The organism is Fructilactobacillus florum DSM 22689 = JCM 16035 (genome assembly GCF_001436645.1).
GTDB lineage: Bacteria > Bacillota > Bacilli > Lactobacillales > Lactobacillaceae > Fructilactobacillus > Fructilactobacillus florum.
Map to the genome: position 1 here is coordinate 142,322 of NZ_AYZI01000002.1, position 14,686 is coordinate 157,007.

General features: G+C 40.8%; 9 protein-coding genes and 1 tRNA gene. 7 read left to right on the forward strand and 3 right to left on the reverse strand.

Annotation, left to right across the window (positions count from 1 at the left end):
• Positions 1-127 precede the first annotated feature (127 nt).
• The gene (locus tag FC87_RS01680; RefSeq protein WP_035421504.1) at positions 128-1,645 is read right to left on the reverse strand and encodes a glycosyltransferase family protein; all 1,518 of its coding nucleotides are present in this window, start codon (positions 1,643-1,645) and stop codon (positions 128-130) included.
• A 432-nt stretch (positions 1,646-2,077) separates the two neighbouring features.
• Here FC87_RS01680 and FC87_RS01685 point away from each other — a divergent pair, with 432 nt between their 5' ends.
• From FC87_RS01685 to FC87_RS01700, 4 genes are all read left to right on the forward strand, one after another.
• Positions 2,078-3,724 carry a YfhO family protein gene (locus tag FC87_RS01685; protein WP_268872347.1) on the forward strand — a complete coding sequence of 549 codons (1,647 nt, stop codon included), beginning with the start codon at positions 2,078-2,080 and terminating at the stop codon, positions 3,722-3,724.
• 307 nt (positions 3,725-4,031) lie between these two features.
• Positions 4,032-5,111 (forward strand): glutamine-hydrolyzing carbamoyl-phosphate synthase small subunit, encoded by a 1,080-nt coding sequence (locus FC87_RS01690; protein ID WP_056961413.1) that lies wholly within the window; start codon positions 4,032-4,034, stop codon positions 5,109-5,111.
• Between the two features lie 15 nt (positions 5,112-5,126).
• Positions 5,127-8,300 (forward strand): carbamoyl-phosphate synthase large subunit, encoded by a 3,174-nt coding sequence (gene carB / locus FC87_RS01695; protein ID WP_056961415.1) that lies wholly within the window; start codon positions 5,127-5,129, stop codon positions 8,298-8,300.
• A gap of 353 nt (positions 8,301-8,653) precedes the next feature.
• Complete coding sequence (locus tag FC87_RS01700) at positions 8,654-10,231, forward strand: LPXTG cell wall anchor domain-containing protein (protein WP_054690856.1); 1,578 nt, start codon at positions 8,654-8,656, stop codon at positions 10,229-10,231.
• Between the two features lie 746 nt (positions 10,232-10,977).
• On the opposite strand, the gene FC87_RS01715 is transcribed toward FC87_RS01700, so the two are convergent.
• Positions 10,978-11,051: transfer RNA gene (locus FC87_RS01715), tRNA-Asn, on the reverse strand.
• Between the two features lie 75 nt (positions 11,052-11,126).
• Positions 11,127-11,840, reverse strand: a complete 714-nt coding sequence (locus tag FC87_RS01720) for a winged helix-turn-helix domain-containing protein (RefSeq protein WP_054690850.1) — start codon at positions 11,838-11,840, stop codon at positions 11,127-11,129.
• 129 nt (positions 11,841-11,969) lie between these two features.
• Between FC87_RS01720 and FC87_RS01725 the strand changes: the two genes are divergently transcribed.
• The 3 genes from FC87_RS01725 to pstA are packed head-to-tail and all read left to right on the forward strand — an operon-like array spanning position 11,970 to position 14,679.
• Positions 11,970-12,851: a phosphate ABC transporter substrate-binding protein PstS family protein gene (locus FC87_RS01725; protein WP_009167001.1), complete on the forward strand. Its 882-nt coding sequence runs from the start codon at positions 11,970-11,972 to the stop codon at positions 12,849-12,851.
• Positions 12,851-13,774: a phosphate ABC transporter permease subunit PstC gene (pstC, locus tag FC87_RS01730; protein WP_009167002.1), complete on the forward strand. Its 924-nt coding sequence runs from the start codon at positions 12,851-12,853 to the stop codon at positions 13,772-13,774. The genes FC87_RS01725 and pstC overlap by 1 nt, the downstream gene beginning before the upstream one ends.
• Positions 13,771-14,679 carry a phosphate ABC transporter permease PstA gene (gene pstA / locus FC87_RS01735; protein WP_035421512.1) on the forward strand — a complete coding sequence of 303 codons (909 nt, stop codon included), beginning with the start codon at positions 13,771-13,773 and terminating at the stop codon, positions 14,677-14,679. The genes pstC and pstA overlap by 4 nt, the downstream gene beginning before the upstream one ends.
• Positions 14,680-14,686 lie beyond the last annotated feature (7 nt).

Here is a 14,686-nt window from a genome sequence, read left to right on the forward strand (position 1 = left end):
GAAGAGGAAGAAAATTAAAAAAAGTGTTTACACGTTTACGATTGTTTTAAACGTACATCATTTTTTTATATTAAATTTATATATGATCGGATTCAAACAACTACTTATGGTTGTTAAAATAAGCCTGCTAATGATCTTTTTGAAGGGTTAGTTTGATCGTACTAGCAATGTTTTTAATCATTATTTTCGCTGAATCAAATGAAAGCACCGCTAACGTTAAAAATATTGGCAAGAATTGAATTAAGTATCGGCTACGGCCTCCTTCAAATATCAATAAAAAGGTTAGTCCACCAAGAATACTTAGTCGTAACATTTGCGAAAATTCAGAAAGATAGCCAATACCAAAAATTATTAATGATATTAGTAATATCCAAAAAATTTGAGCAACAAAGCTGTAATCCTTATAGTATTTACCGTTTTGGTAATAGATATCTTGTATCAGATTTTTAGTAGGTTTATTTACATCTGTATAAGGTCCATCTCCTCGATACCACCCAAAGGTTCCATCGCTCGTATTGCTATAATTTTTAGCAATGAAAAACTGAATCATACCGAAGATTCCCTGCTTTTTAAGCTGTTTTTTAATGATGTGGTTAGAGTAATCAGATCTTTCCTTAGTGGTTTTCATACGGTTAGTTGTATTTACTTGTTCAGGACTCCAAGCTCCATTTCCAGTGATCCCCATTGCGATAAAGTGGTTTGCCGGTTGCCCCTGATCATGTTTGATTTTCACAACATCATTATGGTAGGTAAAGTTATTAAATGACTTTATCCCACAAACGAAAATCAAGAGAAATACCAGTAATGATAATCCATAGGCTAATACATTTTTCTTGGTAAATTTAACCTGCAAAAAATGTAAACTGATTCCAATTAAGATGGCAATTGTTAAAATGATCGCAGAGGGCTTCATTAAATAAGCTGCTAGGGAACTTAGCGAAAATGTCAACAATCCAATTAATTTTGTAGGGTTAGTCTGAGCTTGTTTCATCATTGCAGTTCCCCAAATTATTAATGATACAAATGGCATTACCATAACATCAGAATAGGGGACAATGATTTGAATAAAGGAAAACATCAAGGTGGCCTGGATAATAATTAAAGGTTTAACTGCGTTTCTTTTTAACAACCACACTGAAAAAACATTAATTATTAATGACAGATCTAAGCAAATCAGATTAATAAAATTAACATTGAGCCAAGTATGACTTAGGTTAAATGTCTTTAAGATCAAATATTGGAAAAAGAATAAAAACGTATTATTAGGGTTTTCAGATAGATAAAGTGTTGCTAATTTGCTATCTGATAGGGAGGTATGGACTGACCATACGTCCCAACCAATTGAGGTGGACGCATTCAGTACCACTATTAATTGCCAAGCGACCGCAGCGGTGACTAGGGCAATAATGAGGATCTTCTGCTTGGATTTAATTAATTCCCACAACCTGGTTTTAAATACAATTAAGACTACAATTGCGAGCAGCAAACCTAGTTTTATTAGAGCTGCAGTTAATCCCCACGGATTAAGATTCTCGTCGTTTAAGGTTCCAAATAAAACAGCAATCATCCAAATTGAAAACACACTAACTAAAGCAGTTTTGATCCAGCCAGTTGTAAGTGAAGCCTTGTCCAAAAATTTATTCATTTTTCATCCTACATCTTGTTATTTAAATAGTGCACACAAGCAGCTATTTAATCTAGTTGTTGTCAAAGGTACTAGCGACTGTTCATCCAATTGTCGTATTCCGGCAATGATCACAGCAAATCTCTGTAACGATCTAACGTTGAAGTTTGGCTCTATATCCAAGGATCTGCTAGATTACCAAGGTGTTGATCTGTCAGCAGTTGAAGCTAGCAATCGGTACTTTAGAGTTAAAATAGTGGTAAATGATTATGGTTTCCAAGGATTTATTAACCGAGCTAGCTAAATCTAAAGAAAATATTATGGTATACTTATTAACATTGTAGCAGAGATATAATTTTTATTACCATAATTTATTTTACTAAGCCATTATTAATCGTTAGGTGTTAGGGAGAATTCATGCAGAAGTATAAATCATCGATTCTAATTGTTTCCATGTTTGTGTTTTTAAGCATCTTAGTTGTTGTTCCTTTTTACTCAAAGGGACAAGTAATTGCTCAGAACTGGGACTTTAGTTTTCACCTAACTCGAATTGAAGAAATTACCAGAAACTTAAAACAAGGGCATCTTGGAATACCAGAGATTGCCACCCATACTTTTGGATCATATGGATATCCAGTAAACTTATTCTATCCGGCCATTATGGTTTTCCCAATGGCAATTTTAGCAGCGCTTTTTTCTAAAATATACATAGCATATCTAGCGTTTATGTTTCTGGTGCAGTTTTTGATTTTTGCTTCGATGTACTATGTTTCGAACAAAATGCTAAAAAATCAAATTGCTGCGTTTATTGCCGCTGTAGTTTATGGTTTAAGCCAGTATAAATTTTATGACATGTTTTATAGACGTGATATTGGCGAAACGCTTTGTATGATATTTTTACCAATAGTTCTTTACGGTTTATATTTAATTTTTACAGATAACTACAAAAAATGGTATGTTCTATCTGTTGGGCTTGCTGGAATCTTGCTATCAAATATTCCAGGAATGTTAGTTACTTTATTTTTTGTGATCAGTTTTCTGCCACTGTTATTGATTATTAGAAGTGATACTCGACAAAAGATCTGGCGATTTTTTTTAGCTGGAATGCTCACTTTGGGTTTGACTGCCTTTTTTATCATTCCATTTATAATTGCTAAATTAAATATTAAGGATATGGCAATCCAAACCTCACGATCTCTTTACCCATGGTCGGTTCCGCTAGATCGAATGTTTCTTAGTGTAACTCCAATAAAGGAGTTGCCGTATAGTGCAGCTGGTTTGGGAATAATCAGCCTGATAATCCTAATTACCTCGATTTGTTTTTGGAAAAAATTGAACAAATTTTGGAAATTTATTTTATTCGATACAATTATCTTTGTTTTTGTATCGTCTAATTTATTTGCTTGGCAACTTTTTGAATATACCTCGTTTGCACAAATTTTCCAATTTCCCTTTAGACTATTATTAATTCCAACTTTACTAATCGCCCTTCTGGCCGGGAAGTGTTTTCTACTGGTGCGTTCTTCTGTCAATACGAAGCTTTTAGTTGCTACGACGATTGCTTTCTTATCAATTACGACTCTGGCGCAAAGTAATTTTATAGTTAACGATCCTGAACAAGCAGATGCACTAAAGGTCAGTCGCTCCGAATTTGATACCATTGAAACAGGTTCGATGTCAACAGACTATTTGCCCAAAGGATCCGTAAAAATTAGCAATGAGCTATCAAGTCACTCCTTTAATAAGCTTAATCGGGATAAAAAATTAGAACTAAAGAAGACCTCCTATGATTATAATCGAATCGTGTATCACGTTGATTCAAAAGCTAACTACACAGATGTGAGCATACCAAATGTTTATTACACGGGGATTCATGTTTACGTAAATCAAAACCAGTCTGATTTTTCGATTGGTAAGGACGGGGAACCAGTAGTTAACCTTAAAAAAGGAAATAATCAGATTGTATATGAATATCAAAAGACCTCCGCTCAAAAAATTTCGATCGGGATTAGCGTTGTAAGTTGGCTTACCCTGCTCTCATATTGTGGTTATAAAAAATGGTGGAAGAAAGATGCTCGTGAAGGTTCGCGTGGCAAATAAACTTTTTTTACAAGCTACCCTGATTTGCTAGCTACTAGTAGCAATCCGCTAAAAGTTATTGACATTTTTTCTCGTGATGGTATGCTAAACAAAATCAATGTCGGGGAACCGACAGGCTGTACTCCTGCAAGTTAGTTCTGTGAAACTAATCAGGAGCTGGCTACTAACTTAATTTATTGCAAGTCAATTAACAATTTCCGGTGAGAGATTGATTGATGTTCATTTTAACCTGAATTCAATTGAACTACTCCCGAAAAACGGGGGTAGTTTTTTTATACGGTTTTTGAGCACCTGAGGAGGGATTTCTGTGACGGAGCGTTACTTAGTATTAGCAGATGGGACTAGTTATGCCGGGCAGGCTTTTGGTAGTAGCCGCGAAACTATTGGTGAACTGGTCTTTAGCACGGGGATGTCTGGCTATCAGCAATCCATTACGGATCAATCGTATAATAATGAAATTTTGATGTTTACGAATCCATTGATTGGGAATTACGGGGTTAATCGAGATAATTTAGAGTCGCAACATGCAACTTGTAAGGGCGTTGTGGTTCGTGAGCTGGCCCGACGAACCACTAACTGGCGCATGCTTACTTCGTTGGATGATTTTTTGCAACAACAGGATGTTCCTGGGATTAGTGAGATTGATACCCGCGCAGTTACCCGCCACATCCGACAGGCTGGGACGATGCGGGCTGCCCTTGTAAATAAGATTACCGAGAAAACGGTAGCGGAGTTACAACAACCATTGGACGGGTCATCCTTGATTGCCACAAGTGCAACTCACAATGCTTATCCAGTTCCTGCCACTGGGCGTCGCATTGCTGTTCTTGATTTTGGTTTAAAGTATTCAATTCTGCGGGAACTCACGAAACGGAATTGTGATGTGATGGTTTTACCACCAACGGCTTCGCTGGAAGAGATTCACGCAGTTCACCCAGATGGGATTTTGCTTACCAATGGACCTGGTGATCCGCAGGACATTCCTCACCAGACGCTTGCGTTGATTCGGCAACTAGAAGAACAGTATCCATTATTTGGAATTTGCATGGGTCACCAACTATTTGCGTTAGCAAACGGGGCTACAATCGTTAAGATGAAGTTCGGGCATCGAGGTTTTAATCACCCCGTTCGTAATTTAGAGACCGGGAGGATTGATTTTACTTCCCAAAACCATGGCTATATGGTTGATCGTGCTTCGGTAGCAGCAACTAAGCTGACGATTCTATTAGAAGAAATTAATGATCATTGTGTGGAAGGGCTACGTCACCAGACGCTCCCGGCTTTTTCTGCCCAGTTTCATCCGGATGCTGCGCCAGGTCCACATGATACCGACTATCTTTTTGATAAATTTATGGATCTCATTGATCGCCATCCAGTGCATAACTAAGAAAGGTGAATGGTAATGCCTAAAAGAACAGATATTAACAAAATCATGGTGATTGGTTCGGGACCAATTATCATCGGGCAGGCTGCTGAATTTGATTATTCTGGCACCCAAGCCTGCCTAGCACTGAAAGAACTTGGTTATCAGGTTGTTTTGATTAACTCGAATCCAGCTACAATTATGACTGATCGAGAAGTTGCCGACCGGGTCTATCTGGAACCGCTAACGCGTAAATTCGTGGAAAAAGTGCTTCGTAAGGAGCACCCTGATGCCATTCTGCCAACGTTAGGCGGGCAACAGGGGCTTAACTTAGCCAAAGAGTTAGCAGATGCTGGCACATTGACAGAATTAGGCATTGAGTTGTTAGGAACCAAGTTAGCTGCGATTAATCAGGCCGAGGATCGAGAAGCATTTCGGACATTGATGCAGCAACTTGATCAGCCAGTTCCCCAATCACAGATTGCGACGAATATTGACCAGGCTGTGACGTTTGCCAAAGCACAAGGTTATCCAGTGATTGTTCGACCAGCCTTTACGATGGGAGGGAGTGGTGGAGGCATCGCCCATAACCAAGCAGAGCTGGTAGCGATTGCAGAGTCCGGGTTAGATCAGTCGCCAGTGACACAGGTGTTGGTGGAGCAAAGTATCGCTGGCTATAAGGAAATTGAATTTGAGGTCATGCGGGACCATGCTGACAATGCGATGGTCGTTTGTAATATGGAAAACTTTGATCCAGTAGGAATTCATACGGGCGATTCGATTGTCTTTGCTCCGATCCAGACCCTGTCTGATGACGAAGTACAAATGTTGCGAGACGCAGCGCTTGATATTATTCGTGCCTTAAAAATCGAAGGGGGCTGTAATGTGCAACTGGCGCTTGACCCAGATAGCATGCAGTATTATGTGATTGAAGTTAATCCTAGGGTTAGCCGCTCGAGTGCGCTTGCTTCCAAAGCGACGGGGTACCCGATTGCGCGAATTGCGGCTAAGATTTCCGTCGGACTCCATCTCGATGAAATTATGAATCCAGTTACAGGAACCACGTATGCAGAATTTGAACCAGCGCTTGATTATGTGGTCTGCAAAATTCCGCGGTGGCCGTTTGATAAGTTTAGCCAGGCTGATCGGCAATTGGGAACCCAGATGAAGTCCACGGGCGAAGTCATGGCCATTGATCGAACCGTTGAGGGGGCACTCTTAAAGGCAATTCGTTCACTTGATATTGATTTGATTGACTTAGCTGATCCACAACTTGCGAACTATTCAACAGCAGCCATCATCACCGGGGTCAAGACGGCAAAAGATGATCGATTGTTCTATTTGTATGAAGCCTTTCGTCGGGGCTTTTCGTTAGAAAGACTAGCCGCGCTAACCAAGATTCATAGCTTCTTTTTGGATAAAATCTTGCATATTTTAGAAATTACTAGGGACTTGATAGCCAACCGAGCTGACCCAGCCTGGCTACGGACGGCTAAGCGAGCAGGTTTTGCCGATGCGACCATCGCAAAGCTTTGGAAAACGACCCCGCAGGCGATTCGAACTCTGCGAAAACAAGTGGGAGTGATGCCGGTTTATAAAATGGTTGACACCTGTGCTGGTGAATTTGTTTCAAATACACCGTATTTTTATAGTACGTACGAGCAGGAAAATGAAAGTCAAGCATTTACACATCCAGCAGTTGTCGTCCTTGGCTCTGGTCCCATTCGCATCGGGCAGGGAGTTGAATTTGATTACGCCACAGTTCACGCTATTCAAGCGATCCAGCAAGCGGGCTATCGGGCAATCGTGATTAATAATAATCCGGAAACGGTTTCTACAGATGCAGCAATCTCGGATAAATTGTATTTTGAACCGCTAACGGTTGAAGAAGTTTTAAATGTGATTGACTTAGAGCAGCCACAAGGGGTGGTGGTACAATTCGGGGGGCAAACTGCCATTAATCTTGCCGCTCCCTTAGCCGCTCAGGGGATTAAAATTTTAGGAACGACGGTAGCAGATATTAATCGTGCAGAAGATCGTGACGAATTTGATCAAATTATTAACCAGCTACAGATTCGACAACCGGTTGGTGGCACGGCGACAGCTCCCACGGCGGCGTTACAAATTGCCGAACAGATCGGCTATCCTGTCTTGGTTCGTCCAAGTTATGTCCTAGGTGGGCGAGCAATGGAAATCGTCCACAAGCCAGCTGCTTTAAAAGACTATATGCAACAAGCTGTCCGAGTTTCTCATGACCATCCGGTTCTGATTGATCAATATTTAACTGGCAAAGAGTGTGAGGTTGACGCTATTTGTGATGGTAAGACGGTGGTAATTCCTGGGATTATGGAGCACATCGAACGATCCGGGGTACATTCGGGTGATTCGATGGCAGTATATCCAGCGCAGACATTATCAACGGCAGTTAAAGCGCAAATCATCACTATGACAAAAAAATTAGCCCAAGCATTACATTGTGTCGGTCTAATGAATCTGCAATTCGTCGTGCATGATGAGCAGGCCTACGTAATTGAGGTTAATCCACGGGCAAGTCGGACGGTGCCATTTTTAAGCAAGGTAACCGGGGTTCCAATGGCACAATTGGCGACAAAAGCTCTGCTCGGGGAGAGCTTAGTCTCACAAGGTTATCAAACTGGGGTAGTTGCTGAGAGTAAATTGATTCATGTTAAAGCGCCCGTGTTCTCATTCTCTAAGTTGAACCAAGTCGATAGTCGGTTAGGACCGGAGATGAAATCAACTGGGGAAGTAATGGGTAGTGATCAGACTTTTGCTAAGGCACTGTATAAGGCTTTTGCAGCTGCAAAAATCCACGTAGCAGACCATGGAAAGGTTTTGATTACGGTTCAAGATGATGATAAAGCAGAAATGGTCTCACTGGCGCAACGCTTGTCAAATCTAGGTTATGAACTGTTAGCAACTCCAGCAACGGCACATTTTCTCACTAAACGAGGAATTGTGGTTCAGTCAGTTGAAAAAGTTAGAGAAAATCAAGCGCTACTAGCAATGATGTTACGTAAACAAATCCAGTTAGTGGTTAATACTGTGTCACAGGATTGCAAGAGTGAACATGATGCAGCTCAAATTAGGAATGTAGCCATTGCTCACGGAATTCCGGTTTTTAGCTCGTTAGATACACTTACGGCGATGATTCAGATGCTAGAAGATCGGGCGTTTACCGTTAATAGTCTATGATCAAGCAGTAAAAATTCTAGTAATAAATAAAGGAGTCTTCATCAATTTTGATGGAGACTCTTTTATTTTATAAACGTTGTTATTTGTTATATATGCAATTATTATTTGTACAAATTAATTTATATAATGTTTAATTGAAGTCATTTAATGTGGTACAATTAACTGGTTGATCGTTTCGGAAGAAACTAATTAACGGAATGCTGGAAATACTTTTTGAAATTGACAATTCTCACTAGTTTTCAATAACTAGGTGACTGCTTTTGGCGGGGTGGCTGATTGTCAAAATGAACGAAAGGAGACAAGTAGAATAACAACAAGCTGCCAATATAATTGCAACTTATAGGAGAAAAATGATGGCTAACAATAACTACAAACATATGGCAAAGAGTACTAAAACAGGATTGAAACTGGCTTCGGGAGTTTTGTTTTTTAGTAGCGCACTGGCACTTGGCACAGGAGCTGTTCATGCTGATACAACGAAACCAGTGACGACTGCTACTGTTCCAGCAACGACTAGTCAGGCACCAGCTGCTAAGAACGCCGCTGATACGACGATTCAATCGCAGACCGCTAATCAAATTTCCGCAACAAACTCAAATAATCAAAATGAAGCGACTGCTTCCCAAGCTACTGCAGTTAAAGCACCAGAAGCACAGCCAGCAGATAATAAACAGGCTGCTACGCAACAAGAATATGATGCTGCTGCAAAAGCACAACAAGAAGCTCAAGCTAACCAACAAGCTGCTCAAAATAATGTTGATCAAGCTCAAAAGGGTCAACAAGAAGCCCAAGCAAACGTTGATCAAGCCCAAAAGACACAGCAAGAAGCCCAAAATGCTGTCAACGACAATCAGGCGAAACAGCAACAAATCCAACAAAATATTAACGATAACCAAGCTAGCCTTAATTCTTTAAACAAGCAAAAGGACAGCACGGAATATCTACAAAAACAAACGCAAAATAATATCAATAATGACATCTATGATGTTGGTAACTTGCAACAAGAAGTTAATCAAAAGCAGAGTGAAGTTACTCCACTTCAAGAGCAGTTCAACCGGGATCAGCAACAAAATGATCAAGCACAAAGTATGTTGCAGAGAAACCCTGGTTCTGACTGGGTTAAGCAGTTTGCTGAAATTAGTGCTGAAAAGTTAGCACAAAGTAAAGCTAACTATGATCGAGCTCAGTTTAACTATACTGATGCTCAACGACGTTATAGTGAAGCAGTTCAGAAGTTAAATGATGATCAAGCTTACTTGACGGAACTTAATGACAACTTGGACAACATTAATGCTAAAATCAGTAATTTAACTGAGATTAACAACGATTACACGAATTATTTGCAAGGTTTGAAAGATCAGGTCGCTGGTTTAGAGCAAACTTTGAATGATGCTAATTCCAAGGTAGCGGAAGCACAACAGGCTTTAAAGACGGCCACTGATAAATTAACCAGTGCCCAACAGGCTTTGGATGATGCTAATGCGAAAATGGCAGATGCTCAGCGCGCCTTTGATGATGCCAAGGCAAAACTCGATGCCATGAATAATAACAATGGCAACACTGATAACAATAACAATAACAATAACAACGACAACACCGATAACAGTAACAACAACGTTGATAACAACGGCAATGCTGATAACAATAACAACAACGTTGATAACAATGGCAATGATGCTAATAATAACGGTGGTAACAAGACCGATAACCTTGGTAATAACAACAACAACAGCAACACTGATGGTAAATCAGCTAACACCAACACCAACAAGAACCAATCAGCTGATAAGCAAGTAGCAATGAGTCGAATGGCTAAAAATCAAGCTACTTTGCCCCAAACTGGTCAAAGTGACAGCCTTTTGCTAACGATTATTGGTGCTATCATGACGCTCTTTGCAACGTTAGGATTAGTTGCTAAACGTCGTCATTAATTAGATTCTGATGATCTATTAATTAAAAAGCGAGTGAACTTATTAAAGTTCACTCGCTTTTTTTGGTAGTCTGAGCTGCTGTTGACAACTAATTTAGGCTTATAATAAGAGCTATGCTAGTTTTTAGGTTCGGGAGGCGTACAAACTAATTTGAGTTATTACACATTATTTTCTTTGCTAACTAAATTACGAGGTCTCATTTATTATGGAATCCATAGTCGCCGCGGTCAGCAATTACTAATCTTAATAATTATCATTATAACGGTCAGTTTAATCTATTGTTGGGCTCGGCATAGTCGCAATCCAAACGCGCAAACCCAGGCTGACCTCGTAGCGAGAGCAGCTGCAGTTTTTAAGCGGTTGCTTAATTTATTTCATTAAGGAGTATGATTAGTTTTGTTTTTGATTTTGTTTTTATTGGTTTTTTTAATTTTTTATGCTTTTTTCCGATTGGATTGTTGTAGTTGGATAATTTGGTTATTTATCGTGCTAGGATTACTTGCTTTGCTAATTAATGGATTGATATACATTATTGGTATTTTGATCGTGATAGCGGTAGTTTACTTAATTTGTCAATGGTTTCAGCGTCATTAATTAAAGTTACAGTTATGAATTTGAAGCGTTGGTAGCCACTGTTCCTTTTTAAACATAAAACCCCACAACCATTTAAATAGGTTGCGGGGTTTTTATGGTTGGTCAAAAGTTCGACCAAGTTGAAAATGGAAAGGTAGCTTCGCGGATGCTAACTGTCGTGGCTGGGCTCGAACCAGCGACATCCTGATTAACAGTCAGGTGTTTCTACCAACTGAACTACACGACAATGAAATTAATTAGTAAAATCTTAACATAGTGTTAAATTAAAAACAACGTAAAAGTTAAAAAGAAACGATAATTATTATATTTCTTGGCAATTGCCGACAAAATGATAGCCGAATCCACGGACAGTTTTAATGCGGGTGGGTTGTTTGGGGTTGGGCTCAATTTTATCGCGTAAATGGCTGATGTGCATATCGACCATCCGTGATGTTTGAGAAATATCGTAGATGTCTCCCCAAACACCGGCAAGAAGTTGTTGGCGACTAAGAACCCGGGGGCGTTGTTCGACGAGGTAAATTAATAGTTTTAGTTCTTTGGGAGTCAATCCAAGGTCTTGGCCATGTTTGAAGGCTTTATATTTTTGACGATCAATCGTCACGTCATCAAGAATGATTTTATGATTAGGAATAGGTTGCTGGGAGCTTGGGGAAGTGGTTGGTTGATATAAGCGCATTCGCTGTTGCAACCGAGCAAAGGTTGTTTCAAAGTCCAGCGGTAAAGTTAAGACATCATCGATGCCAGCAGCAAAGGCAGCAATGAACGGCTTAGAAGCACCAATGAGGGTAATGGGAAGTTTGAATTGTTCGCGTAACTTAGTCAGTTCTGGCTGGCTGGCGTCCCAAGGGAAACTAGATAAGTCCCAAAAAAGGGCGCTACTGTTTTTTTGTTGGATTTTAGTTGCACAATCACTGGGATGCTCGACGGTATCGACGAAGCATCCGTGATCGCTAAAATACTGACTAAAATCGATTGCGAGCGAGAGTTGCTTTGTTACTAGGGTAAAATGTTGCATGGATTCACCTCAAGGATGGTCTGCTTTACGAAATCTTTACAAGAAAACAACCTGACATTTACACACCATTATTATACTTGGTTTTGTAACCAAATAAAAACAATGGGTCAGATGACTAGGAGGTCATTTATGAAATCGAGACCGTGGCTGGCAGCAGTAGCGATAATAACTGGTCTTAGTTTACTTAGCGGTTGTGGCACCAAGGATAAAGCTAACTCGGTGACGGCGGTGGGCTCAACAGCCCTACAGCCGCTGGTTCAAAAAGCTGGAACTGATTATCAGCATGTTCACCCAGAAACTAACATTACGGTTCAAGGTGGCGGGTCAGGAACCGGGCTCGGACAGGTGGAAAGTGGAGCCGTAAATATTGGGAATTCCGATATTTTTGCTCAAGAAAAGCCTGGTGTGACGGCTTCCAAACTAAAAGATCACCAGGTTGCCGTAGTGGGAGTGGTCCCCGTCGTGAATGAAAAAAATGGTGTGAAAAACCTTTCCGAAGAGCAACTTCAGCGGATCTTTACTGGTAAGGTGAAAAATTGGAAAGAAGTGGGTGGTCATAATGTTCCTATCATTGTGATTAATCGTTCCCAAGGAAGTGGAACGCGAAAGACATTTGAAAGCAAAATACTTCATGGGCAAGAGGCCGTCAAGAGTCAAGAACAAGATTCAAATGGGACGGTCAAGAAGATCGTGGCCAATACTCCAGGAACAATTAGCTATCTGTCCCTTCCATACCTAAGTACGGATGTCCAACCAGTTAAGATTAATCATGTGGTGGCCAATTATCATAACATCACAACTAACAAATGGCAGCTATGGTCATATGAACATATGTATACCAGCAAAAAGCCAACTGAGAAAACGCAGAAATTTATCGATTATATTTTATCACCAGCAACGCAACAAAATTTAGTTCGAAAGGCGGGCTATGTTAGTGTTCACGATATGAAGGTCTACGCTACGGCGGATGGTCAGATTCATCAGAAACAACCGAAGAAAGGAGTCAAGTAATGAATGATGTTCAACGAAAACTAATGCAACCAAGTGCGGCTACCAAACAAGATCGGCGTGGCAAAATCATTAGCTTGATTTGTATTGTTTTTATCTTGATCTTAACGGTTTCCCTAATTGGTTTTATTGCCGTTCGGGGGTTGGCCACGTTTTTTACTAATCATGTTTCGTTGCGCGAGTTTTTCTTCAGTAGTGCTTGGAATCCTGGTCAACTAGGCAAAAACGGGCAACCACAAGTTGGAGCAGCTGCCATGATTACGGCATCATTTGCAGTGACGTTGCTGTCAGCAATTCTGGCGACGCCATTTGCGGTGGCGGTGGCCCTTTACATGACAGAATTAGCGCCAAAACGGGGAGCACGGTTGTTGCAACCAGTCATTGAACTATTAGTTGGGATCCCTTCCGTAGTTTACGGCTTTATTGGGCTCATCGTAGTGGTTCCGGCAATTCGAACCCTGTTTGGTGGAACCGGTTTTGGGGTGTTGGCTGGATCCTTAGTTTTGTTTGTGATGATTCTACCGACGATTACTTCGTTAACAATCGATAGCCTAAAACAAGTGCCAGATTATTATCGGAGTGCATCGCTTGCGCTGGGGGCGACCCGTTGGCAAACGATTTATAAAGTTATTTTACGGGCTGCTTTGCCAGGCATCTTAACGGCGGTGGTCTTTGGAATGGCACGCGCTTTCGGCGAAGCACTGGCAGTTCAGATGGTGATCGGGAATGCAGCATTGATGCCCACCAGTTTAGTAACTCCAACTGCAACGTTGACTAGTCAACTCACTTCTCAGATGGGTGATACGATTATGGGTACCTTGCCGAACAATGCCCTATGGTCATTAGCGCTAGTCCTCTTGTTAATGTCCGTGATCTTCAATGTTTTGATTAAATGGATTGGAAAACGAGGAGAAATGCAGAAATGAAAAAATCGACTAACGTTACGGCGCAACGTAACAACCGGTGGGCACTGCTTGGGATTAAAGCGATGGTTGGTGTCGTCGTATTGATTTTAATTGCGCTACTTGGCGATATTTTAATAACTGGTTTACCGCATGTTTCGTGGCATTTTTTAACCTCGCCCTCTAAGGACTTTGGAGCAGGAGGAGGTATTGCTAACCAGTTATTTAACTCTATCTACATTTTAGTACTGACCTTGTTAATTTCTTGTCCTATTGCCCTAGGGGCGGGCATTTACTTATCTGAGTTTGCTAGACCTAATTTTTTGACCAGTGTGATTCGGACAATAATCGAGGTTTTGAGTTCACTTCCTTCGATTGTCATTGGTTTGTTTGGCTATCTAATTTTGGTAATTAAATTTCAATTTGATTTCTCCATTTTTTCAGGAGCAATCGCGGTAATGTTGGTAAACCTACCGTTGTTAACCCGTAATACAGAAGAGGCCTTGCATGCTGTTCCGCAAACCCAACGAGAAGCCGGCTGGGCTTTGGGTCTGTCAAAGTGGCGAACTATCAGCCGAATCATTTTACCAGCAGCCATTCCCGGGTTGGTCACAGGAGTGATTTTAAGTGCGGGACGCATTTTTGGCGAAGCGGCAGCACTGATCTATACTGCAGGCCAAAGCGCACCGTTGATTAGTTATACGAACTGGAATCCGTTCAGTCCGACGAGTTTTTTAAACCCGATGCGCCCAGCAGAAACGCTGGCTGTCCATATTTGGAAATTAAATACAGATGGGATTACCCCGGATGCTACGCAAATTTCTAGTGGCGCTTCAGCGGTGCTAATCATAGTTATTCTGATTATTATTTTGGGGTCGCGTTGGCTTGGTAGTTACTTGTATCGAAAAATGGGCGGAACAAAGTCCTAGAAAGGTA

Excerpts from the sequence above, each read along its gene's own strand:
- FC87_RS01720 (WP_054690850.1), bottom strand. The coding sequence starts at position 11,840 with ATGCAACATTTTACCCTAGTAACAAAGCAACTCTCGCTCGCAATCGAT.
- FC87_RS01680 (WP_035421504.1), bottom strand. The coding sequence starts at position 1,645 with ATGAATAAATTTTTGGACAAGGCTTCACTTACAACTGGCTGGATCAAA.
- pstA (WP_035421512.1), top strand. The coding sequence starts at position 13,771 with ATGAAAAAATCGACTAACGTTACGGCGCAACGTAACAACCGGTGGGCA.
- FC87_RS01725 (WP_009167001.1), top strand. The coding sequence starts at position 11,970 with ATGAAATCGAGACCGTGGCTGGCAGCAGTAGCGATAATAACTGGTCTT.
- pstC (WP_009167002.1), top strand. The coding sequence starts at position 12,851 with ATGAATGATGTTCAACGAAAACTAATGCAACCAAGTGCGGCTACCAAA.
- carB (WP_056961415.1), top strand. The coding sequence starts at position 5,127 with ATGCCTAAAAGAACAGATATTAACAAAATCATGGTGATTGGTTCGGGA.
- FC87_RS01700 (WP_054690856.1), top strand. The coding sequence starts at position 8,654 with ATGGCTAACAATAACTACAAACATATGGCAAAGAGTACTAAAACAGGA.
- FC87_RS01685 (WP_268872347.1), top strand. The coding sequence starts at position 2,078 with ATGTTTGTGTTTTTAAGCATCTTAGTTGTTGTTCCTTTTTACTCAAAG.